Source organism: Chitinophaga rhizophila, assembly GCF_019492185.1.
Classification (GTDB): domain Bacteria; phylum Bacteroidota; class Bacteroidia; order Chitinophagales; family Chitinophagaceae; genus Chitinophaga; species Chitinophaga rhizophila.
In genome coordinates, this window is the sequence record NZ_JAICCF010000003.1 from 57,876 (window position 1) to 83,260 (window position 25,385).

A 25,385-nucleotide genomic window follows, 5' to 3' on the forward strand; every position below is an offset into this window, starting at 1 on the left:
ACCGGAAATTTATTCATACAAGCTTTCATTGAGCAACAAAAAGGGTATCAGTAGTAAAAGGTTTCCACTTTTGTTCGCATAATTCCAAAAATATGGAGCGTGTGTTAAGGGAGTGTTACCCCAATATTAACTTTAGCGATTTCTAATGTTAAGTTTTAGCGCAATGTAAATAAGCTAGTCATCCTTCTTACCATGCTTGGATGTTTTAATAATCTGTCCGGTTGTCAAAGACAGGGCAGTCTCGTGTTTGGGTTCGGCAATGACAAAGAGGCTATTAATTCTGCTGACGGCATCCAGCCGTGAAAGTTTGTTGGAAATAAACAGTTCATATTCCTCCAGATCAGCTACCATTACCTTCAGTAGATAATCATACGGGCCATTGATCTTATAGCATTCCATGACTTCGGGGAAGGCATTGACTTTTGTTTCAAATACGATAAAGGTATCATGTCCATGCTCTTTGAGGGTGATATTGGCGAAGGCAGTAACATGTTTTCCAACCCGCTTTTTGTCCAGAATGGCGACGTATCCTTTGATATAACCTTCACATTCGAGCCGCTTTACTCTTTCAAATATGGAAGTCACGGATTTCCCCAGCCTGGCAGCAATCTCTTTATTGGTAAGACGGGCGTCTTCCTGAAGCAGATCCAGGATGTGCAGGTCGGTTTCATCTAACGTGAAATGCATGGAGGAATATTTTACTGAAAATACACAGAATAAGCCGCCTTACCTGAAAAATATTCATGATTAACAACTCATTATAGTTTTGTTTTCGCCTTTTGAGGGGATCTGTCTTTCGGTATGCAATAATCCAGACCTTTATCCGGACGCCAACTTTTAATCATACACCAAAATAAATCTCTTCAATGGAAACACGAATTGTCATTCCTCTCCAGGCATTGGGTCTGGAAGATATCCCCATTGTAGGTGGTAAATGTGCATCGCTGGGAGAAATGATTGCCAACCTTTCAAAAGCAGGTATTAATATTCCTTCTGGTTTCGCTATTACAACTACAGCTTATTATCAGTTCATGCAGCAGAGCGGTCTGGATGCATATATCCGTGAGCAGGTGGCTGGTATTGATTTCACTTCGCTTGTTACACTGAGACGTGCGGGTCAGCGCATCCGGCAGGCCATCAGCAATACAAAGTTTCCGCATGACCTGAGCGCGAAGATCATTGATGCTTACATGGAGCTGTCCCGCGAGTACGGGCAGGATATTACTGACGTAGCAGTACGTTCTTCAGCTACTGCGGAAGACCTGCCGGATGCTTCCTTTGCCGGTCAGCAGGAGACCTATCTGAATGTAAGAGGGCCGGCCGCACTGATAGATGCTGTACGTAACTGCTTCGCCTCACTATTTACCGACAGAGCTATCAGTTACAGGGAGAATTTCGGATACGATCATTTCAGTATAGGTCTATCGGTTTGTGTACAGAAGATGGTACGCGCTGACCTGGGTGCGGCAGGAGTAGCCTTTTCACTGGACACAGAGTCAGGCTTCAGAGATGTGGTAGTGATCAATGGCTCATTTGGTTTAGGGGAAATGGTCGTACAGGGAGCGGTGTCTCCTGATGAATTTATTGTATTCAAACCAGCGCTGAACGGCAGTAATATGCCTATTATAGAAAAGCGCCTGGGTGTGAAAGATAAGATGATGGTATATGGCGAAAGTAATGACCAGCGTACTAAGATTATTCCACTGGACAGAATCAATCAGCAGCGGTTCTGCCTCAAAGACCAGCAGATACTGCAATTGTCTGAGTGGGTATGCAAGATAGAAGATTACTACTCGCAGCTGAAAGGCAAGTGGTGCCCGATGGATATAGAATGGGCCGTGGATGGACTCAGCAATGAATTATTCATTGTACAGGCACGTCCTGAAACCATCCATTCGCAGAAAGAACATCATACAGTTACGTCTTACAGTATGGAACGAACAGGTAGTACCCTGCTAAAGGGAATTGCCGTAGGAGATAAGATAGCCTCCGGTAAGGTCAACATCCTTTTTTCACTGGATAAGCGCGTAACAGAAGGCACAGAATTTAAGCCGGGAGATGTGCTGGTAACAGATATGACAGATCCGGACTGGGAACCGATCATGAAGATGGCAGCAGCTATTGTTACCAATAAAGGCGGTCGTACCTGTCATGCAGCAATTGTAGCAAGAGAGATGGGCATACCGGCGATAGTAGGTTGCGGGAATGCTACTGAGGTATTACTGTCAGGTCAGGAGATCACGGTTAGCTGTGCAGAAGGAGATGAGGGCATTGTCTATGAAGGTATTATTCCTTTCACAGAAACGTTTCTCGACCTGCGGGAATTGCCGGAAATCCGCACCTCTTTGATGCTGAATGTGGCGTCGCCGGCGATGGCCTTCCAATATTCGCACCTGCCTAATAAAGGCGTGGGACTGGCCAGGGAGGAGTTTATCATCAACAACTATATCAAGGTCCACCCATTAGCGCTGTTACAACATAAGGAACTGAATGATGCCGCACTATCGGCAGAGATCATACAGCTGATCAGAGGTTATGAAAGTGAAGAAGCGTATTTTATACAGAAGCTGGCATATGGCGTTGCGAAGATTGCAGCCGCCTTTCATCCAGGCAAAGTGATTGTACGTTTTTCAGACTTCAAAAGTAACGAGTATTACAACCTGCTGGGCGGAAAGTATTTTGAACCGGAAGAAGAAAATCCGATGATCGGATGGAGAGGCGCATCGAGGTATTATTCCGAAAAGTACAGCGCCGCCTTTGCATTGGAATGTAAGGCTATCAGGAAGGTGCGGGAAGACATGGGACTTGATAATGTAGTAGTGATGATCCCCTTCTGCCGCACCGTCGATGAATTGCAGAAGGTATTGCATACTATGAAGCAAAATGGACTGGAAAGAGGGAAGAACGGGCTGGAGGTATACCTGATGGCAGAGATACCTTCCAATATCATTATGGCAGAAGAATTTGCCGCGCATATAGACGGCTTCTCAATCGGGTCTAATGACCTGACGCAGCTGACATTGGGACTGGACAGAGATTCTTCGCTGGTAGCGGGACTGTATAACGAGCGTAATCCGGCAGTATTGAAGATGATCAGTATGCTGATAACAGCAGCCAGGAAGCAAGGGGTGAAGGTAGGTATTTGCGGACAGGGTCCATCAGACTTTCCGGACTTTACAAAATTCCTGGTAGAACAGGGGATAGATAGTATCTCGGTGACACCGGATGCCGTGATCAAGACGGTGCATGCGATACATGAAGCGGAAGCCATGATACATATGCAGGAGCAAATCCCTTCCCTGTAATATACATTGAGCAGTAAACAATGAGCCGTCCTGGATTACCGGGACGGCTCGTTTTATAATAATAATTGTCGGAATACCGACAGTAAGTAATGGCTGTAAATACAGAGGGGCGAACTATAAAGTCCGCCCCTCTGCTAAACAGTTATAAATAGTCTACAGGATTATTCTGTAACGTAAACGGTTTCGTTTGGAGTCCAGTTAATCCAGCTCTGGTTAGTCCATGGATTAGCAGGATCTACTGCACCTACGTAAGAAACTTTCTCGAAGAAAGCGTCAAATTCAGTACCGAATGCAGCAGCTTTAGCAGTTTTCAGTGCAAAGTCAGTGTTAGTTGCTTTGTAAGAAGCTACAGAAGGAACTTTTGCAAATACATCAGACAGGTTAGCCAGAGATGTGTTGCCGTTTGCTTCAGCCATGATCAGGTTCTTGATATCTTCGCCAGTCAGGAAGCTTGCATCTTTCTTATCAGCATCGAATAAAACCGGACCGATGGTAGTGCTACCTGCACCACGCTGACCAGAGATAGGGCTAATACCAGCAGCCTGGAAGATAGAGTTGCGGATTTTAGAGTTACCAGCCTGCAGAGAGTCGTGAGACACTTTGCTCTCAACATCAGTAGCAACAGGATAACCTGCGAATACAGAGTTAGCAACAGTGAATACAGAACCTCTTCTCCATCTTGCGCCAGCGTAGAAGTAATCGCCGTTACCGGTAGCAGTACCAGGACCAACGATAGTCATGTTAGAGATGATAGGGTGAGTAGCAGGAGTAGAAGTGTTAGCACCGTTCAGGTTATCTACTTCCAGACCGTTTGACAGGCTCACGATATCAGAAGCTTTAGGATCAGACAGGGATACCAGGAACTGCAGTTTACCTTTGAAACCGCTATCCATATCGTAGTTGTCATCCAGGGTACCATAAGTTACCAGGTATTTAGCGTTTACATTACCACCGAACCACTCAAAAGCGTCGTCACCGGAGTAACTAACCTGTACGTGATCAACAGTAGTACCAGCGCCTACACCGTAGAAAGTGATACCGTTTACTTCGCTATCCGGAGTACTTGCTAACGGAATACCACCAAATTCAACTCTTACATACTGGAGAACACCTGAGTTATCGTTATCATCACCCTGGGTGCTGCTTGGGTTACCGTAGGTCAGGTTAACGGTAGCGTCAACTTCCGCCAGACCTTCAACCAGTCTTTTTTCTACTGGTCTGTTGGTAGAACCTTTACCTAACAGGATGATACCACCCCAGTCACCTTTAGCACGAGCGCCTGGCGCTTTAGCAGATGTGAATACGATAGGAGCATCTGCGGTACCTTTTGCGATCAGTTTGGAACCGGTTGTGATGATCAGGGTACCACCAGTTGTAGTACTGATGCTACCACCCAGAACAACAGTACCTGGTTCTATAGTTAAAGTAGAGTTATTTACAACGTAAACATACTCTCTCATCAGATAGATAGTATCTTTTGAAAGTGTTCTGTTAGCAGAGATTTTACCTTTCAGTTCAACAGTTGCTTTTGGTTGGTCCGGAGTCGGATCAACATTTTCATCATCTTTACAAGCTACGAAAGTTGTAGCCAGCGCAGCAGCCATAAGCAGAACTGATGTTTTGTTTTTTCTCATAGAATTTAAATTAAATTTTGGCAAAAGAATGAATTAAATGTTAGGTAACTATTAGCGATATGTTAACAAATGGTCAACTTATTTTATTGACCCTTGTTAGCGAAAAGTATAGGAAAAACTCAAGGAGAAATTTGTTCCGTACTTAAACTGATAGAACACGTAGTCTGTGCCTTTTGAGTAAGACTTTTTATCGTCTTTATTCTGGTACAGCAGGTACGGGTTGTTCAGGATATCAGATACATTCAGCTTGATCTGTGCAGCTTTTTTGAACAGGTGTTTGCTGAACTGCACATCGAGCAGGTTTCTTGCATTTTCAAATACGTCGAGTTTATTACTGCTATCGTCACCAACGATATTGATTCTTGGGCCTACCCTGTTATAGAGGATGGTTACGCCCATATCGTTGTTAGGATTATTGATCTGCAGACCTGCGTTGATCAGGTATGGAGATTGTCCTGGCATGCGTCTTTCAGTACCGTTGATATTACGAACAGTCTGGTTAGGGTTTCTGATGGCAGAGTAGATGTACGCGCCATTAGCAAACACGAAGGAGTTTTTACCTAATCTTCCCAATGCAAATTCCAGGTTCTTTCTTACCTCTACTTCCACACCGAATGCATTAGCATCATTCAGGTTGATGTAGGTACGGTCGTTGTTATCGATGCTGTACCATGTTTCAGAGATAGGATCTTTGAACTTCTTGTAGAAAGCAGCTACTGCGAAAGTTTCACCAGCAGCAGGATATAGTTCGTAACGGAGATCGATATTAGTGATACGGGTCTGTTTCAGTCGGCCGTTACCAAATACAGTTGCAGTATTCAGGAAGTCGAAGAAACTGAAGGTAGCGATCTCTCTAAATTCCGGTCTTGCTACAGTGTTGGAGTAAGACAGTCTCAGGTTCGTTTTATCGTTGAGTGTATATACAAAGTTAGCGGAAGGCAGGAAGCTGTTGTAAGTAGTATCTGTAGTGTAGTTGGTTACAGATGATACAGGCTTCAGCTGCTGGTTGTAACGCTCGTAACGTAATCCCCAGATCACTCTCAGCTCTTTGGTGATGAAGTTATCGAACATGAAGTAGCCGGCAGTCAGGTTAGAGCTGGCGTTGTATTCACCGGTGATAGATTTATCATCTCTCAGGAAGATACCGTTAGCACCCAGGTTTGCATTCGAGAACAGTTCGTATGGCGGAGCAGAGAGTTTATCGTATGGGAAGTCCATTGTTGACTGGTAAGACAATGGTCTGTAGATAGAGTAACGTTTTCTGTATTGCTCAAATGCACCCACTTTCAGGGAGTGATCTTTACTTTTCTTCAGCAGCGGGAACTGGTAGGAGAGACCACCGTTGAAGATCTTATCATCCACTGTAAAGAATGCACGGGAGGAGCCACTGTTAACCGGCTGGTTAATGATGGCATGGCTATCGGTATAGTTGGATATACGCATATCCGGATCTTCTCTTCTTGTATTGGAGAAGTTGGCGAGCCACTCAACTTTCTGGTTGTTCTTCAGGCTATGTTCACCTTGTAATGTGGATGACAGGATGGAGCGCTGTGTGAGCATCAGCATCATAGACTGCGTGAGGTAGTTGAACGGCGGATTTGGATCAGTAGCTACCTGGCGTAACAGGGTATTGTTATCGAGAATACGGTTGTACAGGTTCTTGAAAGAGATCTTATTGTTGCCGAAGCTGTAAGCAAAGTTAGCTACTGCGCCGAGAGAGCTGGAGTACTTGTTAGAAGTATCCAGGTTATGGCGTTTGTATACTTTGTTATCGATATCGAAGTCATTACGTTCAGCGAACTCATTACGTTCGCTATGGTTGTGCGTAACAGAGAAGATATATCCGAGTTTACGTTCACCGAAGTATTTGGTATTACCACCGGTGATCTGCAGGCTGGTACCTGGAGCAACAGTGGTGTTACCTACTCTCCAGTTATTATTGAATGCTTTATTCACATCGTCTTTCGCTTTACCGCTCAGGTTATTGAAAGCGTTGGAAGAGGCAGGTACGGAAGATGGCAGTTTTCTTGAACCGTCGTCGAATGTCCAGTAGTCGGTTTTACCGCGCATACCGGTTTTAGCGTCTTTGAAAGTAGAGAGGCCATTAACCGACATACCAGCAGAAACGGTGATGAATTTTTCTTCGGGGAAGTCTCTGGTGCTTACTTGGATAAGACCACCGGCGAAGTCGCCTGGTTTATCAGGAGTAGCAGTTTTGTTGATCACCATGTTATCGATGAGGCCAGAGGGAATGATATCGAAGGAGAATGATTTTCTGTCAGGTTCAGTACTTGGCAGCAGTACGTTATTCATGGTAGCATTGTTATAGCGATCGGTGAGACCACGTACAACCACGAATTTATTATCCTGGATACTTGCACCGCTAACGCGTTTCAATACTTCACCGGTATTTTTATCCGGGGAGGATCTGATCTGTTCAGCAGAGATCCCGCTGGATACAGCTACGTTATTTTTCTGTGCAGTATAGAGAGCGTTGATTGTTTCCTGTTTGAAGGAACCTCTGATAACTACTTCCTGTAGTTCTTTTGATTTAGGTTCATCCATTACAACAGGGAGGGAGGTAGCAGCGCCAGACTTTACGACAACGTCGCTAACGGCTTTGGTCTGGTAGCCCATATATTTGAACTCGAGGGTATAAATACCTGGAGCAACGTTGATAGTATAGCGGCCTTCTACATCGGTAACGGCACCATTTCCGGTACCCTGAACGATAACGGTAACGCCTATCAGAGATTCGCCGGTTTTCTGGTCAGTTACTTTACCGGTAATTTTACCATTGTCCATGGCAAACGCGGAAAGGATGGAACTCAGAAGGAGGCATACACATAGCAGTGCAGACGCAAGAGAATGTTTCACGATATAAGCTGATTCTGTGACTTGATTGAATTACTGGCGCAAAACTATTGAGGCTGTGTTACCGCATTGTTACAGCAAGGTTACCAGAATGTTAATTGTTAAGGAATGATTAAAAAATAGTTAACACGGCAGCGAGAGTGCAGGTTACAGGATAGCTCATAATAGGTCGGGATAGGGATATGGTAATGCTACACCAGGTTAGCAGGCTATTTGCTGGGGGCCCTGACGATTGTTATTCAGCAATCGGTCGATGGTGATATCCAGCTGGGTGTTGTATTCCGGGTTGTTCTTAATACCATCTGAAAGGGATGAGATCAACTGGAAGAGGTGCATACTTTTGTTTGTAAATGGCTTATGATCTTTATTACAAAGTTCCAGTGTGAAATTGAATTTGTCTTCGAGTTCTTCTTCAAACTCCCGGAGGCTTAATGTTTCATCGATTGGAAATTCGATCATGATCTGTTCGAGGAAGCCGGCAGCTTCGAGGGTATCAAAAGCATTAGCCGGTGAGTTGCGCATGTATACTGCGATATTGCAGGAAAGCAGTTTCTGAAACTGCATTTGCAGCAGGGATACTGTCATTTGAGGATGTAACTTCAATACTTTCATCTTACTATTTGTGTTAGCATTACCAGTCTTACTACTGATGCGTTGGTGTTATTCTTTTTAATTATAACGATACAAACATACTGGCCCAGTATTAAGTGAATATTAAGAAGGTGTTATCATATCATAAAATAATGTTAAATAACAGCTACTTATATATAAGTTATTGCTGGGGGAAGCTGATCACCTTGGAGATGTCGCCCCATGGGATTATGGTTGGATCTTCTTCTTCTTCTGGTAATACGACGCGGGTTTTGGATACGGGGTACTGGTAGAGGCTCCATTGACCGTTGGTATATTCCAGTGAGGTCAGGCTTTCTACCCAGTCGCCGGAGTTCAGATAGGTGACGGTTTTACCGTTATGTTCCATTTCTTTGATGATGGGCTGATGGATGTGGCCGCAGCATACGACATCGAATCCTTTATCGATTGCTATTTCGGCAACGACCTGTTCAAAGTCGGAGATGAATTTAACGGCTTGCTTAACACCGTGTTTCACTTTTTTGGAGAAGCTCATCTTTTCTTTACCGAAGCGTTCAAGGATGTTGTTAACCAATCGGTTGAGGATAATGAGCAGGTCATAGCCTTTTCCACCGAGTTTAGCCAGCCATTTTGAGTTCTTCATGGTAACGTCGTAGACATCTCCGTGGAAGAACCAGTGTCTTTTACCGTCTACTTCGAGTATCAGTTTATTATCGATAGTGAGGTTACCGAGTTCAAAGCCTGCGAATTTGCGAAGTGCTTCGTCGTGGTTGCCGGTGAGATAGTATACATCAGTTCCCTTTCCGGTCATCTTGAGTATCCGGCGGATCACTTTGGTATGGGCTTTAGGGAAGTAGCGCTTGCTGAACTGCCAGATATCAATGATATCTCCGTTCAGAACCAATATCTTAGGATCTATACTGTCCAGGTATTGGACTAATTCTTTAGCGTGGCAGCCGTAGATTCCGAGATGGACGTCAGATATGACCACGATATCGAGAGGGCGTTTTTCAGACATTTTTAAAAAGGATTGAACCGAAAAAACCGGACAGTTGTTAGGTTAGGTTTGGAAATAGGTTTATCGCGACAAAAACTACTGCTGGCGCAGGTTGCATCTGCTTTCAGACAGCCTTTTTTCACGATACAAAGAAAAAATTGCTATATTACTTTTATATTAATCCAGTGTTAAGGAATCATTAAGGATAATTTTTTCTTGGCGGTATTGCCTGGGGAAAGCTATTTTTGCGCCAAATTTCAAACAAAGAGTATGGGAGGCTTCAATTCCTTTGTAAAGTTATTTATACCGAAAGACAGGGTTTTCTATTCATTATTCGAAGACGTGGCTGCTAATCTGGTAGAAATGGGTAAAGTGCTTGTAGAGCTGGTATCCACATCAGATATGTCAGTACGGAAGGATAAAACCCATCTTATTGAGCGACTGGAGCACAAAAATGACGATTTCACACATCGCATTTTCGTGGAGCTGGGACAGAACTTCATTACTCCATTTGACCGCGAGGACATTCACCACCTGGCAGCTACATTGGACGACGTAGCTGACTATATCCATGGTTCAGCGAAGAGGCTGGATCTGTATAAAGTGCATGAAATCAACGAGAGCGTTCGTAAACTGGCTGACCTGATCTACCAGGGTACCCAGGAGCTGCACAAGGCTATCCCTGAGCTACGGACCATGTCAAACATGCGTAACATCACAGATGCCTGCGTAAGGATTAACAGTCTGGAAAACCACGCAGATGACATTTATGACATGGCGATTGCTGACCTTTTTGAAAAAGAATCCAACAATGCAGGAGAACTGCTGAAAATGCGTGAGCTGTATCAGGCATTGGAGATCGCAACAGACAAATGTGAAGATTGCGCCAATGTGATAGAGTCCATTATCATAAAATATGCATAATCAACGTATTAAGCATGTTTAGACAGCCTGTTTAATGCAAACTTCTTTCTAATGACCTTACTTGTCACGATCATCATACTGGCGTTTATATTCGATTATATTAACGGTTTTCATGATGCGGCTAACTCTATAGCAACTATAGTTTCAACAAAAGTACTGACACCCTTCCAGGCAGTACTATGGGCAGCAGTATTCAACTTTGCCGCCTTTTTCGTCTCAAAATATGTATATGGTGAATTTAAGGTAGGTAACACTATTGCCAAATCCGTATTTGAACAGTTCATCACGCTGAAGGTGATCCTTTGCGGACTGATTGCAGCTATCACCTGGAACCTGCTGACTTGGTGGTACGGTATACCATCCAGTTCTTCCCATACCCTGATCGGTGGTTTCGTAGGAGCGGCGGTAGCGGCATCGCATGGTTCATTTGATGTGATCAACTACAGCAAGGTAATGCCGATCATATACTTTATTGCGCTGGCGCCCTTTATAGGTATGCTGGTTGCCTTTATAATTACCATTATCATTATGAACGTATGCCGCAGGGCCAACCCTTACAGGGCGGAAAACTGGTTCAAACGTCTGCAGCTGGTCTCCTCCGGTGCATTGAGCCTTGCCCATGGTGGTAACGATGCGCAGAAGGTAATGGGTATTATTGCAGCAGCCCTGGTAGCTCATGGCAGTATTGAAGATGTAACCCAGGTTCCGAACTGGGTACCTTTATCCTGTTTCATTGCAATTGGTCTGGGTACTATGAGTGGTGGCTGGAAGATTGTAAAAACCATGGGTTCCCGTATTACCAAGGTAACGCCGTTGGAAGGTGTAGCTGCAGAAACTGCGGGTGCGGTAACACTATATATGACAGAATCATTAGGTATTCCTGTAAGTACTACCCACACCATTACCGGTTCTATCATCGGGGTAGGGGCGACTAAACGTTTATCAGCAGTACGCTGGGGTGTAACGGTTAGCCTGCTTTGGGCATGGATACTCACTATACCTATCAGTGCTTTACTGGCCGCTGTAGTATATTTTATAGCGAATATGTTCATTTGATAGCAGTTGAATAAGTCATATAACCAGCCCTCCGGCATCCTCATCTGACGATGAAATGACCGGAGGGCTTTCTCTTTGTATACTTCCCTTTTTTAGTTTTTCCTTTTTTTTATCACGGAGCCCCCTATTTTTGTAAGGCTTTTGAAAGACCCAGATCTATTATTCATTATTATAATAAATACTATGAAAGGTATTATACTGGCCGGAGGTTCCGGAACTCGTCTGCACCCCATTACCTATGCTATCAGCAAACAAATCATGCCGGTATATGACAAACCAATGATTTACTACCCGCTTTCCACGCTTATGTTGGCAGGCATCAGGGAGATCCTGATTATTTCCACACCACATGACCTTCCTGCTTTTCAGCGTTTATTCGGGGATGGTTCACAACTGGGACTGAAACTGGAATATGCAGAGCAGCCGCAACCTAACGGGTTGGCGCAGGCGTTTGTGATTGGCCGTGAGTTTATTGGTGATGACAGCGTAGCCCTGGTATTGGGAGATAATATCTTTTATGGAGCTGGTCTGGGTACCCAGCTGGCAAATAATGCGAAGCCGGAAGGAGGTATCGTATATGCCTATCATGTATCTGATCCTGAGCGTTATGGTGTGGTAGAATTTGATAGCAAGATGCAGGCAGTATCAATCGAAGAGAAGCCAGTTCAGCCTAAGAGCAGTTATGCTGTACCGGGACTGTATTTTTATGATAACGACGTAATTGAGATAGCAGCCCAGTTGCAGCCAAGCGCGCGCGGTGAGTATGAGATCACAGATGTAAACAGGGAGTACCTGCGCCGTGGTAAACTGAAGGTATCTATTTTGCCCAGGGGTACAGCCTGGCTGGATACAGGTACGTTTGATTCACTGATGCAGGCATCACAGTTCGTGCAGGTAATTGAGCAGCGCCAGGGTATCAAGATTGCCTGTATTGAGGAAATTGCTTACAGGCAGGGCTTTATTTCGCGTGAGCAACTGCAGGCGCTTGCCAAGCCATTGTTGAAAAGTGGTTATGGTCAGTACCTGGAGAAAGTGATTGAGCAGAAACTGTGACAATTTGCCGGTGAGGGATTACGAATTACGGATTTGGAAGCGTACATTCGTAAAGCAGCATTCAGTATTTAATATCCCTGATGCATTACGTAGCATCATTCTTTGCTAACATCTGATTGTACTTAATCCTGAAAAAATAAATTAAAATAAAGACATATGAAGGTTCTAGTTACCGGTGGTTGTGGTTACATAGGCGCTCACACTATCGTAGATCTGATTAACAATGGCTTTGATGTAGTATCTGTAGACAGTAATATTCGTAGCAGCTCACAATTACTGGAAGGCGTAGAAAAGATCACAGGCAAAAAAATCCGCAACTACAAGGTAGATCTTTGCAACCTGGAAGATACACATGCAGTATTCCACGAAAACAGGGATATCGTAGGGGTTATCCACTTTGCAGCACTTAAAACAGTACCTGAATCTGTAGCTGATCCGTTATTTTACTTCCATAACAACCTCGCTTCAGTAGTTAATGTACTGAAATGCGTAAAAGAATTTAATATTCCGAACCTGGTTTTCTCTTCTTCCTGCTCTGTATATGGCAATGCCACTGAGTTGCCGGTAGTAGAAACCACTCCGCTGCTGGAGGCTCAGTCTCCATATGCCCGTACCAAACAAATGGGCGAGCAGATCATCCGGGATTACAGCAAAGTGAATGATACGCAGTCCATATTACTGCGTTATTTCAATCCGGTAGGCGCACATCCTTCTGCACTGATAGGAGAGTTGCCGCTGGGCCGTCCTGACAATCTGGTGCCGTTCATCACCCAGACAGCTATCGGGAAGTTGCCTAAACTGACTGTGTTTGGCCACGATTATGACACTCGCGATGGCTCCTGCATACGTGATTATATCCATGTCATGGATATTGCCAATGCCCATACAAAAGCCCTGCAGTATCTGCTGGCCGGGAAAAATACAGAGAACTGTGAGGTATTCAACCTGGGAACCGGCAACGGAGTAACCGTACTGGAAGCAATCAAGGCTTTTGAAAAGATATCAGGTGTAAAACTGAACTACGAGCTGGGCCCCCGCCGTCCGGGAGACGTAATAGCCATCTATGCCAATAATACCAAAGCCAAAGAACTGCTAGGCTGGGAAGCGAATACCGGCATCGAAGATATGATGCGTACCGCCTGGCAATGGGAAGTTGCTTTAAGGGACAGGGTGCTTAGTAATTAAAAAGTTTATTTCTTACATTTATGACTCAATTCTTAATAAAAGGCTATGGTAAAAGATATTAAACCGTTAAATGAGAAAGAGACACGCGCAGGCTTTGGAGAAGGTATATTAGAAGCTGGGCGTAAAAATCCGAATGTAGTCGCACTGACCGCCGACCTGTTGGGTTCTATGAAACTGAATGCCTTTATTAAGGAGTTTCCTGACCGCTTTGTACAAGTAGGTATCGCAGAAGCTAATATGATAGGTATTGCTGCCGGTATGACCATCGGTGGTAAAATCCCTTATACAACTACATTTGCAAACTTTTCTACCGGCCGTGTATACGACCAGATCCGCCAGTCAGTTGCCTATTCCGGCAAAAACGTTAAGATCTGTGCCTCACACGCTGGTCTGACACTCGGTGAAGATGGTGCTACTCACCAGATTCTCGAAGATATAGGTATGATGAAAATGCTGCCTGGTATGACTGTCATCGTTCCTTGCGATTTCAACCAGACCAAAGCTGCTACCATTGCAATTGCTGACTACGAAGGGCCTGTGTACCTGCGTTTTGGCCGTCCGAAATGGCCTAACTTCACTCCAGAAGATCAGCAATTCGAGGTAGGTAAAGCCCAGGTACTGCACGAAGGAACAGATATTACCCTGTTCGCCTGCGGTCACATGGTATGGTTATCTGTTGAAGCAGGTAAGATCCTGGAAGAAAAGGGGTACAGCGTAGAAATCATCAATATACATACTATTAAACCGCTGGATGAAGAAGCAGTACTGCGTTCTATCCAGAAAACCGGTTGTGCGGTAACTGCGGAAGAGCATAATGTGCTGGGCGGTCTGGGTGACAGCATTGCACAGGTAGCTTCCCGTAATCATCCAATTCCGATCGAATACGTAGGTACAAATGATACTTTCGGTGAAAGTGGTAAACCACTGGACCTGTTGAAAAAATATGGTCTGGATGCAGAACATATCGTTGCTGCTGCTGAAAAAGCAATAGCAAGGAAGAAGAAATAATCTGCTTCAGATTAAACTTTATGTAAAAAAAGCCATCTTACAGATGGTTTTTTTTATTTAAACCATTTAACCTAAGAATGAGCATACAGCAGGATGACAAGACTTTATTGGCTATATACCGGGACCCGGCCACCAGGGAGAAGGGTTTCACGTATATCATCCAGAAGTACCAGGAGCGGCTGTACTGGCATATAAGACGGCTGGTACTCGACCATGACGACGCCAATGATGTACTCCAGAATGTATTTGTGAAAGTCTGGAAGAACCTGGAAGGATTTCGTGAGGATGCCCAGCTGTATACCTGGTTATATAAGATAGCCACGAATGAATGCCTGACGTTCCTCGAAAAGCAGAAGAAAAACAATGCTGTTTCACTATCAGATGTAGAAACAGGTCTTAGTAATACGCTAAAGGCAGATGCCCAGTTCGATCCTAATAAACTGGAATGGAAATTACAGAAAGCCATACTGGGGTTACCCGAAAAACAGCGGATCGTTTTTAACCTACGGTATTATGATGAGATGCCTTACGAAGAAATGAGCCGTGTATTAGATACCTCGGAAGGTGCACTAAAAGCTTCCTACCACCACGCCGTAAAAAAGATAGAAGAGTTCATAAGGAATAGCTGAAAACGCGACATCTTTGTACTTTTATGCGGTGAATTACACTTTTTTAGAGACGAAACCACAATTTTTTAAACTATTACTATCTTCCGCTGTCTAAAAGCTGTATGATATCCAGAGATAACGATATTGCGAACGAACTGCGGGACATCATTCCCCAGACTGACTGGATCGGCATTAAACCTATCTTCGGACAGGTTCCTGCCGGGTATTTCGATCAGCTGCCGGGAAAGATACTCCAGAAGGTACATGCTGCAGAAGTGGCCGAAGAGCTGGAAACGCTCTCTCCGCTGCTGGCTGAGGTACCTAAATCCGTTTCTTTATCTATACCTCCGGATTATTTCAACCAATTATCGCACAATATTTTACTCAATATAGCTGCCGCAGCGCACACAACGAGTTTAGCTGAAGAAGAACAATCAGCTTTCCTGTCCGGTTTGCCGAAAGCGTTCCCTCTGTCAGCCCCGGACGAATACTTCAGTCAGTTGCCAGCTCAGCTCCTGCAAAAGATCCGTACAACTGAGGTGGAAGAGGAGCTGTCTTCGCTGTCACCTTTGCTTGCGGACATGCCCAGGACACATCCACTGTCTGCACCTGCCGGCTATTTTGACAACCTCACAACTGAAATCATGGCGACCATTGCAGCGCCTGTTACTGCAATACCTGCAACTGTTACATATGACCAGTCTTACCCACAGGCCCCTGCGCCAGTGATCAGGAAGATGAATACCCGCCGTTATATCAAACTGGCTATTGCAGCCAGCCTGATAGCCACAGTAAGTATCAGCACACTTTTCTTTGTGAGAGACAATAATCGCTCTATCAGCACAGTAGAAAATGCCCTGGTAAATGTCAGCGATCAGGAAATCATGGACTACCTGCAATCCCACACAGACGCTTTTGATAGAGAAGAACTGGCCATTTACGATCCCATTGCGGAAGAAAGTAACAATATCACGGAAGTAGACGAATTACCTGCAGAAGCCATTCAACACTATTTAGATAACACCGGTTTGTTAAAAGAAAGCCTAACCGAGAATTGAGATGAAACATTTTTACACACTTTCTATATTTATTGTTCTCACATTGTTTTGCCGCCCTCCGGCTAGCCGTGCGCAGCAGGGTAGTGACGATCAGATGAAGGACCGTATCCGCGCAGCAGAAATTGCATATCTGTCGCAGAAACTCGACCTGACCCCTGATGAAGCACAAAAATTCTGGCCCTTATATAATAAATACACAAAAGAAGTCGAGATCCTGATAGCAGAACGCCGCAAGCATAATGCTGGCCAGAAAACTGCCAATCAGCCCACTGACCAGAAAGAATTAGGGTATGAGCGTAGAATGCTGGATATAAAAACACATTATAGCCAGGAATTTCAGAAAGTATTACCTGCCGCCAAAGCAGGAAATGTATTCAGGTCAGAGAGAGAGTTCCGCCACGAATTGATTCGCGCAATGAAGGACAGACAAAGCAGGAATGTGAACGGCCCCGGTGCCAGACGCTTCAGACAATAAAGACATTACAGGAACACACAAAAGTCATAAATACAAAGGCCCTGATCTAAGAAGATCAGGGCCTTTTATTATAAGTTACACCATGCAGTGTTGTCCAAATAGAGCATATAATGTATTCTTTTGCCTGGTAGCCGACATTGGCTACAAACCAGCTATACAACCGGCCATTGGCTTTATAGATTACTGAAACTTGCCGAACGGCACCTTGGAGTCATGATAGTAAAGGAAAGTCCATCCATCGCGAGTACCTCTTTCCTTGAACTGCTCACGTAATTCCATTCCTTTCTTGCCATCGTAATCATATTTGGCAGCGAAACGACGCTTCAGGTAGGATACCTGTGGTGCTTCATCTCCACCGAAGAAGATCTTGTCATCGCCGGTATCGATCAGGAATGTCTGATGATAAGGGCAGTGACCGCCAGTAATCTCGTAAGTAATATATCCGTCAATGACACCATTACCTTCTGTAAAGACAACATTATCACGTTCCTTCAGGATACGTACGTCTTCTGCCAGGTAAGATTTACCGTCGTTGTCCAGTGCATACTGCATTTCCTGTGCATTCACATAATAAGTAGCATGTGGAAAGCTGAGGCTGCGTTGTCCGGAAACAGGATCTACAACCGAGATACCACCTGAATGATCTTTATGGAGGTGGCTCATCAACACTTTAGTAATATCCATCGGATTAACGCCATTATTGATCAGATGCTGGTGGATCTGCAATACACCGTCTTCGTTACGGTAGCCCAGGCCGGCATCCAGGAGTATATAATCCTGATCAGTGATGACCAGGAAAGGCTGGATCTCGACCAGCAGGGAACCGCCGGTACGTTGCTGCATATTGTCTTTCTGAGGATCGTACGGAATAAACTTCTTTGTCGCGTCTACTGTAAAAGCCCCTTCTGATAGTGGTATAATACGTGCCATTCACCAAAGATAGGCAACTATCGTAAAACCATCTGCCTGTCGGCATCCAAACGCAGCATGATGAAGATAAGCATCGTAAACGTCATCAGGGAAGAACCTCCGTAACTGACCAGTGGTAAAGGAATACCAATTACCGGTGCAAGACCGATAGTCATCGAAATATTGATGGCCATATGGAAGAAAATAATACTGGCCACCCCGTAGGCATATACCCGGCTGAATGTCGATCGCTGTCGTTCAGCCACAAAAATGATCCGTAAGAGGAGGGCTACGTATAGGCCTATGAATATGATTGAGCCTACAAAGCCAAAGTCTTCACCAACGGTACAGAAGATAAAGTCAGTACTCTGTTCAGGTACGAAGTCGTAACGGGTCTGGGTGCCTTTGAGGTACCCTTTTCCAATAATGCCGCCGGAACCGATGGCGATCATACTTTGACGCGTATTATAAGTTGCCTTGGGGTCATTTTCCTTACCCAGCATTACTTCAATACGGCGTACCTGGTAGTCTTTCAGGACTTTGGTAAAGGCGAAGGGTACTATAAACATTACAAACACCGAACAGAAGGCCCATATACCAAGTATTAATGCCAGCCTGGAACGGTTACGTTTGATTTCCCTCCGGCTGAAGTAGACAACCAGCATCGTAATGACGGAGAATATAATGAAGAGAATGTTCTTATCTACCAGCAGAGCCGACAGTACGAGTACAATCCCTGAGAATGCGATAACGAGTAATACGCCTGGCAGCCCTTCCCTGTACATCACGAGGAAAAATGAGAAATATACCAGTGCAAGACCTGTTTCAGACTGCAGGATAATGATAACACATGGAATCATTGCCAGAGATACCGCGATCAGCCTGGAACGCAGTTTAGTAAAGTCAGTTTCCAGGGATGACAGGTATTTAGCAATAGCCAGGTTAGTACAGAGCTTTGTCAGCTCAGCAGGCTGAAACTGGAAACCACCAATTACCAGCCAGGAGTGCGAACCTTTTACATCTTTACCAATACCCAATACCAGCAATAGCAGCAATATACCTCCTGCATACAGCAGATTAGCTGTGGCGGTGAAGAATTTACTGTCTGTCAGCCAGATGATGGTTGCCAGTACTGCGGATACACCCAGCCACATCAGCTGGCGGGAATAGTTTTTATTGAGGTGGATGATATCACCCCAGATGTTATCGCCTTCCCTGTATTCAGCTGCGAAGATCGATAACAGGCCCACCATCACTATACCGAGGTAAAGACCCATGATAGGCCAGTCAATACCTTCTGTCAATTTTATTTGCTGCCGACGGTTCATAACTGATTAATCCCTGAAGTATTGTTTAAGTATCTGATCAGATGTCATTTTAGCGCTGGCCCCGTTTAGGGAGTCCAGTTTTGATTTCTCCCGCACTACCGGGTCGAGCGTATTGTATTCCAGCAAGGTCTTCATCTGTGGCTTGCGTTTCACAGATATAGTATCATGCAGGTATTTCTCCATGATCAGACTTGCGATTGGCGCAGCGTAGGTACTACCATAACCGGCGTTTTCCACAATTACTGCAATAGCGATCTTCGGATTATCTCTGGGAGCGAAGGCTACGAATACGGAGTGGTTCTTCAGTTTAGTCAGTTTACCATTTACGATGGCATTGTTCTCTGCCGTACCTGTCTTACCACAAACAATCTCGTTTTCTATTCTTGCTGACACACCAGTACCTTTATCCACAACGTCCTGCATACCATATATTACTGGCATATAGGAGGAGTCGGAGACTTTTGCTACGGTATGTTTCTCCTTATATTTCTTAAGAAGCTCAGTATCATCGTTGTCAATTTTGTCAACGAAATGCGGCAGGTAGTAGAAGCCTTTATTGGCGATGATACACATGGCATTGGCCATCTGCAGTGGTGTAGCCACTACCTGGCCCTGGCCCATACCCACATAAAGTTCAGAGCAGGAGTTCCATTGGCCGCGGTACAGTTTATTCATACCAGCAGTGTCAATTGCTTTACCGCCGGATTCACCCGGTATGTCTATACCGAGTTTATGTCCGAGACCGAAGGAGGATATATAGTCATGCCAGTGCTGGTGTCCTTTTTTTACACCACCCCACTTTGCGGCATCTACCTCCATGCGATAGAGATGGACGAAATAAGCGTTACATGAGTTGGCAATGGCCAGACGCAGGTTAGCTGCGTGACCGGCATTATGGTGCGTACAGGCAATTGCACGGCCGCAATAGGTATAGGCACCACCACACGGGAAACCGAAGCTGGGAGTAATTACGCCTTCATCGAGTGCAATCAGTGCCGTCAGCGGCTTCATAGCAGACCCTGGTGGGTAGCCTGCCTGGATAGCACGGTTGAACAGTGGCTTGGTTGTATCTGTAAAGAGGCGGCTGAAGTTTCGGGTACGATATGAACCAGTAAGCAGGTTCGGGTCGAAGGTCGGGGCGCTGACCATGGTCAGGATACCGCCCGTACGCGGATCGATGGCTACGATACTACCGATCTTATTACGCATCAGCTGTTCTCCTAATACCTGCAGATCGACATCCAGTGACAGGCGCAGGTTTTTACCAGCGATGGCGGCAGTATCAAACTCCCCTTTTTCGTAAGGGCCTTGCGGGCGGTTCAGGTTATCTTTTACAAGGTACTGGATACCGCGTTGGCCCATTAATACACTTTCGTAGGTTCTCTCCAGACCAGTCATCCCCAGATAATCGCCCTGATTATAGGCGCTATATGCCGGTTTTTGCAGCATCTGAGGGGATACTTCGCCGATATAGCCAAGGATATTGGCGGCGGCGTTAAAAGGGTAGGAGCGGATCTGACGTTGCACCAGCTCAAAGCCTGGCTGGAACATATACATACTTTCCTGCAGGCGGCCGAACATATCGGGGGGCAGCAGGGGGTAAAATATGGAGACGCGGCGGCTGCCGTTTTTGATGATAGCGGTAGTGATACGTTTTCTAAACTCCTCTTTATCAATGCGAAGGATTTCGCACATATAGGTAGTATCTATCCCTTTAACGCTGATAGGAGTAACCACGAGGTCATACATAGCATCATTACTAAGGATACTACGGCCTTTGCGGTCATAGATAATTCCACGGCTGGGATATACCACTTTGCGGAGTACGGCGTTGGCATCTGCAAGCTTGGAGTATTTCTTTTCGACAATCTGCAGAAAGAATAACCTGGTAATGATCAGTATGACCATTCCTAGGATAATGAACTGAATGACTCTTTTCCTGGGCTGATTATAAACAGACATTTACGCTGAATAATGTGGCCACTTCACGGCCTCCCCCACCGTCTGGCAGAAAGATGAAGCAAGCGACCTGTTGCTTTAAAAATAAACTTACTATTCCTTCTTAAAGATAGATATACGTTCTGTGCTTCGGTTTATTGTTCTTATAATTAACAAAACATAATCTCTCAAAAAATATGGTCTTTCTTCTGGTTCCCGGCCTACTTCCTGGAAAAGAACAATAATTCATACAGCACAATCAGCAGGATACTGGCAGCTGTTGATAATAGGATCTTCAAAAGCAGGTAGAAAAAGCTTGCAAAGCTGAACACTTCCAGTGGGAAATACACCAGATTGTGCAAAAATACAAGTATTGCGATATAGGTCAGGAATTGGGAAACCCCCATGCTGGTCATGGAAGGTGTTTTCTGGGTTGTTTCAAAACCTCCCTGTGGTGATAATATGTTAATGATGAAAGGGCGCAGGTAAGCAATAAATATGCATGCAGCAGCGTGCATACCCATGGTGTTCATGAACATGTCCATACCAAGGCCCATCAGCAATGCCAGCAGCATAAGCGCCGGACGGGGCAGGTTAAATGGCAGCAACAGTACGAACAACATATACAGGTTAAGTCCGACCAGCTGGTGCAGCAGGATATTATTCAGTACAAATACCTGCAACAGCAGTAAGAGCACGAAGCGGATAATATTTCTTAACAGTATACTCATTTAATCAGCCTGTAGGTTGAATCTTCTAAAGATTGTTGTTCCTCCTTCAGCATATTGTCAATGACATATACGTACTGAAGGTTATAAAAGTTGGTAGCCAGTTTGATCCTGATGGTATAAGAGGTACTGGATTTATCGGCAAGGGCATAGGATTCTACGTAGCCGATAGGGATATTTTCAGGGAAGAGGGCAGAGTAACCACTGGTTACTACAGTATCTCCTTTGATGAGTTTTACACTTTTCGGTACATCTTCCATTACTGCATATCCGGCTTCTCCACCGTACCAGCGTACGGTACCCATTTCTTTGCTGTAGTTTAGTCTGGCGCTGAAGCCAAAGTTCCTTCCTTTAGCCAGGAGGGACAGTACTACGGCATAGTTTTCATTCACACTACGGACAACACCCACAACACCGCCCGGTCCAACTACACCCATATTCGGCTTAATACCGTCAGCGCTACCGCGTCTGATGGTGATGTAGTTAATCGGATTATTAACGCTGTTGTTTACCACTTTAGCTTCTTTGTACAGATAACGGCGTACTTCAGAACCGATCACCTTACGGGTAGTATCAGTGCTATAGTGACGGATGGTATCCGTTTTTACAATATTGTTAATGGTAACGCTATCGAAGCTGGTGCGCAGCATATTATGGAGGCGGGCATTTTCTTTCACCAGGCTATCGTTAGTAGCTTTAAGGTGGAAGTAATATTCCACATTGTTGTAACGCTCGTATAATCTGGCGCTTAAACTATTGGCTGAGTTGAGGTAGGCTGATTTCTGAATATCGTTGTTCCGGAATACCAGCACAATACAAATCACTTCCAGCAGCAGAAACAGAAAAAAATTAAAATAGCGCCTAAAGAAAATGATGAGATTACGCACAGGACTTATTTTCTTGGTAGAAGATGTCCAGGACAGCTAAGCGGCCCTGGACATTTCCTGATTTTATTGCATGAGGAAAGGATACTTACCTACGTGTTTCAGTGCGATACCGGTACCTCTTACCACCGCACGTAATGGATCATCCGCTACGTGTACAGGTAATTTAATCTTTTGAGTGAGACGTTTATCCAGACCGCGGAGCAATGCACCACCGCCTGTCAGGTACAGACCTCTGCGGTAGATATCTGCTGCCAGCTCAGGAGGCGTGGTTTCAAGGGCTTTCAGGATAGCTTCTTCGATCTTGAAGATAGATTTATCCAGTGCTTCGGCTACTTCCTGGTAAGATACCATGATCTGTTTAGGGATACCTGTTACAAGGTCACGACCATTTACAGCCACGTCATCTGGTGGATTATCCAGTTCTTTCAGAGCGGACCCGATCTGGATCTTGATCTGTTCTGCAGTTCTCTCACCGATCAGGAGGCTATGGTAGCGACGCAGTGCTTCCATGATATCAGCGGTAAATTCATCACCGGCGATACGGATACTCTGGTCACAAACGATACCTGCCAGGGCGATTACAGAAATACCGGTGGTACCACCTCCGATATCGATAATCATGTTACCTACAGGTTCTTCCACATCGATGCCGATACCTAATGCAGCGGCCATTGGTTCATGTATAAGGAACACTTCCTTCGCACCTGCCTGTTCAGCAGAGTCGCGTACGGCGCGTTTTTCTACTTCTGTAATGCTGGAGGGTATGCAGATAACCATACGCCAGCTCGGGGAGAATAAGGGCTTTTTGGGATACACCAGTTTGATCATCTCTCGCAGCATACCTTCAGCCGCGTTAAAGTCGGCTATCACACCATCTTTTAACGGACGGATCGTACGCAGGTACTCGTGTGTTTTCTCGTGCATCATCATGGCCTTCTTCCCTACCGCCACGATTTTACCGCTTGCGCGTTCTATAGCAACAATGGAAGGTTCATCCACCACCACCTGGTCATTGTGAATGATCAGCGTATTAGCTGTACCTAAGTCAATCGCTATTTCCTGTGTTAAAAAATTAAAGAACCCCATTGCTTAATATGGTCAAAATATTATTGTGTGCAAAAATGAATAATTCCAACGAATATACAATCTTAAAATTGTATGTTTTCTCAATAATACAACTATAATATTAAAAAATACTATTTATTGTACCTGAGGATCTGATGAGCCGGTTAATGAGTTATGACAGTTAATGACAAGGCAACAGCCGGCATAGTAATGACTCTCGAAAACGCTTAAACGAAAAATTGTTTGTGCTTATTGTATACTCTGTATGAATGAGTTATGCTCTAACCGGACCATCCCCATGGTCCCTCCCGATCCTCACCGGGACACTGGCTCAGACTACACTTTTCGCGCCGTGCAGGCGCGAAAGGCGCAAATGAACATCTGCTACACGAACTCGTAACCAATATCCCTCCTGTAATATTTACCTTCAAAGTCAATAATTTCAGCAGTCTGCCGGCTGTGGGTCAACGCAATGCCCAGATCAGCTGCCAGGGATGTAATAGTCAGTACACGGCCTCCATTGGTGAGGATGTCCTCTCCGGCTGCACGGGTACCTGCCTGAAACACCAGCTGATCCTGCGTAGGCGCCGGTATGTTGCTGATTACCTTTCCTTTCTCATATGCCTCCGGATAGCCTTTTGCTACCAGCATAACTGTCGTTGCCACACGGGCATCTTCATAGATCGTCTGTGATGACAATGTACCTTCATTCACAGCCTTGAATAATTCCAGCAGATCATTCTGCAGACGTGGCATCACCACTTCTGTTTCAGGGTCTCCCATACGACAGTTGTATTCAATCACAAATGGTTCTCCATCTACCTTGATCAACCCGAAGAAGATAAACCCGTTGTACGCAATCTGCTCTTTCTCCAATCCTGCTACTGTAGGACGTATTACCTGATCTTCCACCAGCTGCATGAATGCTTTGTCAGCAAATGGTACAGGTGAAACTGCCCCCATGCCACCGGTATTCAGACCAGTATCGCCTTCACCGATCCTTTTATAATCTTTTGCAGTAGGCAATATCCTGTAGGAACGACCATCTGTCAGTACAAATACTGATAACTCTATTCCTGTCAGAAACTGCTCAATTACCACTTTCTTACTTGCATCGCCAAACTTCGCATCCTTGATCATCTGTGTAAACTCGGCCACAGCTTCTTCATGATCACTCACGATCACAACACCTTTACCCGCCGCCAGCCCGTCAGCCTTCAATACAATCGGCAGGGAATGACTACGCAGATATGCAACACCTTCTTCATACGTCTCCTCACTAAACTCGCGGTAAGCGGCAGTAGGGATGTTATGACGCTGCATGAACTGCTTCGCAAATGCTTTACTGCCTTCCAGCTGTGCACCCAGGGCAGATGGGCCCATTACCGGAATATGCTGTAAAGCAGCATCCTGCTGAAAGTAATCGTAAATACCTTTTACCAGCGGCTCTTCAGAACCTGGCACTACTAGGGAAATGCCATTGTCAACGCAGAAAGTCTTTATTTTCTCAAAATCAGAAACAGCAATGTCCAGGTTCTGGCCATATTGGGCAGTACCCGCATTCCCGGGGGCAATAAACAACTGTTCACAATAAGTGCTCTGTGCCATTTTCCAAGCCAGGGCGTGTTCACGACCGCCGCTTCCAAGTAGTAATATCTTCATATGAAAAAATAAAAAAATTCGCTTACGCGTTTAAAATAACATCCACCTGGTCAATCTGCCCCGTTCTTCCAAATTTTTTGCAAAGAAAGGCCAAAATTTA

The 25,385-nt window shown here is 45.0% G+C and carries 21 protein-coding genes; 9 read left to right on the forward strand and 12 right to left on the reverse strand.

All coding sequences use genetic code 11. From position 1 onward, the window contains the following. Positions 1 to 174: 174 nt before the first annotated feature. The gene (locus K1Y79_RS14785) at positions 175 to 687 is read right to left on the reverse strand and encodes an Lrp/AsnC family transcriptional regulator (protein ID WP_220250940.1); all 513 of its coding nucleotides are present in this window, start codon (positions 685 to 687) and stop codon (positions 175 to 177) included. A gap of 179 nt (positions 688 to 866) precedes the next feature. Between K1Y79_RS14785 and ppsA the strand changes: the two genes are divergently transcribed. Continuing rightward, entirely contained in the window at positions 867 to 3,305 is a 2,439-nt protein-coding gene (gene ppsA, locus K1Y79_RS14790) for a phosphoenolpyruvate synthase (RefSeq protein ID WP_220250941.1), read from the forward strand. A gap of 161 nt (positions 3,306 to 3,466) precedes the next feature. On the opposite strand, the gene K1Y79_RS14795 is transcribed toward ppsA, so the two are convergent. The 4 genes from K1Y79_RS14795 to K1Y79_RS14810 all read right to left on the reverse strand — a co-directional run bounded on the left by K1Y79_RS14795 (position 3,467) and on the right by K1Y79_RS14810 (position 9,422). After that, entirely contained in the window at positions 3,467 to 4,939 is a 1,473-nt protein-coding gene (locus K1Y79_RS14795; protein WP_220250942.1) for a hypothetical protein, read from the reverse strand. A gap of 96 nt (positions 4,940 to 5,035) precedes the next feature. Beyond that, entirely contained in the window at positions 5,036 to 7,816 is a 2,781-nt protein-coding gene (locus tag K1Y79_RS14800) for a TonB-dependent receptor (protein WP_220250943.1), read from the reverse strand. 198 nt (positions 7,817 to 8,014) lie between these two features. Further along, positions 8,015 to 8,425: a hypothetical protein gene (locus tag K1Y79_RS14805; RefSeq protein ID WP_220250944.1), complete on the reverse strand. Its 411-nt coding sequence runs from the start codon at positions 8,423 to 8,425 to the stop codon at positions 8,015 to 8,017. A 160-nt stretch (positions 8,426 to 8,585) separates the two neighbouring features. Next, positions 8,586 to 9,422 (reverse strand): UDP-2,3-diacylglucosamine diphosphatase, encoded by an 837-nt coding sequence (locus K1Y79_RS14810; RefSeq protein WP_220250946.1) that lies wholly within the window; start codon positions 9,420 to 9,422, stop codon positions 8,586 to 8,588. A 249-nt stretch (positions 9,423 to 9,671) separates the two neighbouring features. Between K1Y79_RS14810 and K1Y79_RS14815 the strand changes: the two genes are divergently transcribed. From K1Y79_RS14815 to K1Y79_RS14850, 8 genes are all read left to right on the forward strand, one after another. Then, complete coding sequence (locus K1Y79_RS14815) at positions 9,672 to 10,325, forward strand: DUF47 domain-containing protein (protein WP_220250947.1); 654 nt, start codon at positions 9,672 to 9,674, stop codon at positions 10,323 to 10,325. Between the two features lie 51 nt (positions 10,326 to 10,376). Then, positions 10,377 to 11,381 carry an inorganic phosphate transporter gene (locus K1Y79_RS14820; RefSeq protein ID WP_220250948.1) on the forward strand — a complete coding sequence of 335 codons (1,005 nt, stop codon included), beginning with the start codon at positions 10,377 to 10,379 and terminating at the stop codon, positions 11,379 to 11,381. A gap of 183 nt (positions 11,382 to 11,564) precedes the next feature. After that, entirely contained in the window at positions 11,565 to 12,434 is an 870-nt protein-coding gene (rfbA, locus tag K1Y79_RS14825; protein WP_220250950.1) for a glucose-1-phosphate thymidylyltransferase RfbA, read from the forward strand. Positions 12,435 to 12,590: 156 nt separating this feature from the next. Continuing rightward, positions 12,591 to 13,619 carry a UDP-glucose 4-epimerase GalE gene (gene galE, locus K1Y79_RS14830; RefSeq protein WP_220250951.1) on the forward strand — a complete coding sequence of 343 codons (1,029 nt, stop codon included), beginning with the start codon at positions 12,591 to 12,593 and terminating at the stop codon, positions 13,617 to 13,619. A 45-nt stretch (positions 13,620 to 13,664) separates the two neighbouring features. After that, positions 13,665 to 14,627: a transketolase family protein gene (locus tag K1Y79_RS14835; protein WP_220250953.1), complete on the forward strand. Its 963-nt coding sequence runs from the start codon at positions 13,665 to 13,667 to the stop codon at positions 14,625 to 14,627. A 77-nt stretch (positions 14,628 to 14,704) separates the two neighbouring features. Next, positions 14,705 to 15,256, forward strand: coding sequence for an RNA polymerase sigma factor (locus tag K1Y79_RS14840; protein WP_220250955.1), 552 nt, complete (start codon positions 14,705 to 14,707; stop codon positions 15,254 to 15,256). Between the two features lie 101 nt (positions 15,257 to 15,357). Continuing rightward, positions 15,358 to 16,293, forward strand: coding sequence for a hypothetical protein (locus K1Y79_RS14845; RefSeq protein WP_220250956.1), 936 nt, complete (start codon positions 15,358 to 15,360; stop codon positions 16,291 to 16,293). 1 nt (position 16,294) lies between these two features. Then, positions 16,295 to 16,768, forward strand: a complete 474-nt coding sequence (locus tag K1Y79_RS14850) for a hypothetical protein (protein ID WP_220250957.1) — start codon at positions 16,295 to 16,297, stop codon at positions 16,766 to 16,768. Between the two features lie 180 nt (positions 16,769 to 16,948). Here K1Y79_RS14850 and K1Y79_RS14855 read toward each other — a convergent pair whose 3' ends face one another. From K1Y79_RS14855 to purD, 7 genes are all read right to left on the reverse strand, one after another. Continuing rightward, entirely contained in the window at positions 16,949 to 17,698 is a 750-nt protein-coding gene (locus tag K1Y79_RS14855; RefSeq protein WP_236059638.1) for an MBL fold metallo-hydrolase, read from the reverse strand. 17 nt (positions 17,699 to 17,715) lie between these two features. Next, positions 17,716 to 19,005, reverse strand: a complete 1,290-nt coding sequence (rodA, locus tag K1Y79_RS14860) for a rod shape-determining protein RodA (protein WP_220250958.1) — start codon at positions 19,003 to 19,005, stop codon at positions 17,716 to 17,718. A gap of 6 nt (positions 19,006 to 19,011) precedes the next feature. After that, on the reverse strand, positions 19,012 to 20,967 hold the full coding sequence (mrdA, locus tag K1Y79_RS14865; protein ID WP_220250959.1) for a penicillin-binding protein 2: 1,956 nt from the start codon (positions 20,965 to 20,967) through the stop codon (positions 19,012 to 19,014). A 197-nt stretch (positions 20,968 to 21,164) separates the two neighbouring features. Further along, positions 21,165 to 21,674, reverse strand: coding sequence for a rod shape-determining protein MreD (mreD, locus tag K1Y79_RS14870; protein WP_220250960.1), 510 nt, complete (start codon positions 21,672 to 21,674; stop codon positions 21,165 to 21,167). Continuing rightward, positions 21,671 to 22,558 carry a rod shape-determining protein MreC gene (gene mreC / locus K1Y79_RS14875; protein ID WP_220250961.1) on the reverse strand — a complete coding sequence of 296 codons (888 nt, stop codon included), beginning with the start codon at positions 22,556 to 22,558 and terminating at the stop codon, positions 21,671 to 21,673. The genes mreD and mreC overlap by 4 nt, the downstream gene beginning before the upstream one ends. Positions 22,559 to 22,621: 63 nt before the next feature. Beyond that, positions 22,622 to 23,644, reverse strand: a complete 1,023-nt coding sequence (locus K1Y79_RS14880) for a rod shape-determining protein (RefSeq protein ID WP_012787871.1) — start codon at positions 23,642 to 23,644, stop codon at positions 22,622 to 22,624. A gap of 363 nt (positions 23,645 to 24,007) precedes the next feature. Then, positions 24,008 to 25,285: a phosphoribosylamine--glycine ligase gene (gene purD, locus K1Y79_RS14885; RefSeq protein ID WP_220250962.1), complete on the reverse strand. Its 1,278-nt coding sequence runs from the start codon at positions 25,283 to 25,285 to the stop codon at positions 24,008 to 24,010. Positions 25,286 to 25,385: the final 100 nt, after the last annotated feature.

Excerpts from the sequence above, each read along its gene's own strand:
- K1Y79_RS14805 (WP_220250944.1), bottom strand. The coding sequence starts at position 8,425 with ATGAAAGTATTGAAGTTACATCCTCAAATGACAGTATCCCTGCTGCAA.
- K1Y79_RS14835 (WP_220250953.1), top strand. The coding sequence starts at position 13,665 with ATGGTAAAAGATATTAAACCGTTAAATGAGAAAGAGACACGCGCAGGC.
- K1Y79_RS14880 (WP_012787871.1), bottom strand. The coding sequence starts at position 23,644 with ATGGGGTTCTTTAATTTTTTAACACAGGAAATAGCGATTGACTTAGGT.
- ppsA (WP_220250941.1), top strand. The coding sequence starts at position 867 with ATGGAAACACGAATTGTCATTCCTCTCCAGGCATTGGGTCTGGAAGAT.
- galE (WP_220250951.1), top strand. The coding sequence starts at position 12,591 with ATGAAGGTTCTAGTTACCGGTGGTTGTGGTTACATAGGCGCTCACACT.
- purD (WP_220250962.1), bottom strand. The coding sequence starts at position 25,285 with ATGAAGATATTACTACTTGGAAGCGGCGGTCGTGAACACGCCCTGGCT.
- K1Y79_RS14810 (WP_220250946.1), bottom strand. The coding sequence starts at position 9,422 with ATGTCTGAAAAACGCCCTCTCGATATCGTGGTCATATCTGACGTCCAT.
- rfbA (WP_220250950.1), top strand. The coding sequence starts at position 11,565 with ATGAAAGGTATTATACTGGCCGGAGGTTCCGGAACTCGTCTGCACCCC.
- K1Y79_RS14820 (WP_220250948.1), top strand. The coding sequence starts at position 10,377 with ATGACCTTACTTGTCACGATCATCATACTGGCGTTTATATTCGATTAT.
- mrdA (WP_220250959.1), bottom strand. The coding sequence starts at position 20,967 with ATGTCTGTTTATAATCAGCCCAGGAAAAGAGTCATTCAGTTCATTATC.
- K1Y79_RS14785 (WP_220250940.1), bottom strand. The coding sequence starts at position 687 with ATGCATTTCACGTTAGATGAAACCGACCTGCACATCCTGGATCTGCTT.
- rodA (WP_220250958.1), bottom strand. The coding sequence starts at position 19,005 with ATGAACCGTCGGCAGCAAATAAAATTGACAGAAGGTATTGACTGGCCT.
- K1Y79_RS14815 (WP_220250947.1), top strand. The coding sequence starts at position 9,672 with ATGGGAGGCTTCAATTCCTTTGTAAAGTTATTTATACCGAAAGACAGG.
- mreD (WP_220250960.1), bottom strand. The coding sequence starts at position 21,674 with ATGAGTATACTGTTAAGAAATATTATCCGCTTCGTGCTCTTACTGCTG.
- K1Y79_RS14840 (WP_220250955.1), top strand. The coding sequence starts at position 14,705 with ATGAGCATACAGCAGGATGACAAGACTTTATTGGCTATATACCGGGAC.
- K1Y79_RS14855 (WP_236059638.1), bottom strand. The coding sequence starts at position 17,698 with ATGGCACGTATTATACCACTATCAGAAGGGGCTTTTACAGTAGACGCG.
- K1Y79_RS14795 (WP_220250942.1), bottom strand. The coding sequence starts at position 4,939 with ATGAGAAAAAACAAAACATCAGTTCTGCTTATGGCTGCTGCGCTGGCT.
- K1Y79_RS14850 (WP_220250957.1), top strand. The coding sequence starts at position 16,295 with ATGAAACATTTTTACACACTTTCTATATTTATTGTTCTCACATTGTTT.
- K1Y79_RS14845 (WP_220250956.1), top strand. The coding sequence starts at position 15,358 with ATGATATCCAGAGATAACGATATTGCGAACGAACTGCGGGACATCATT.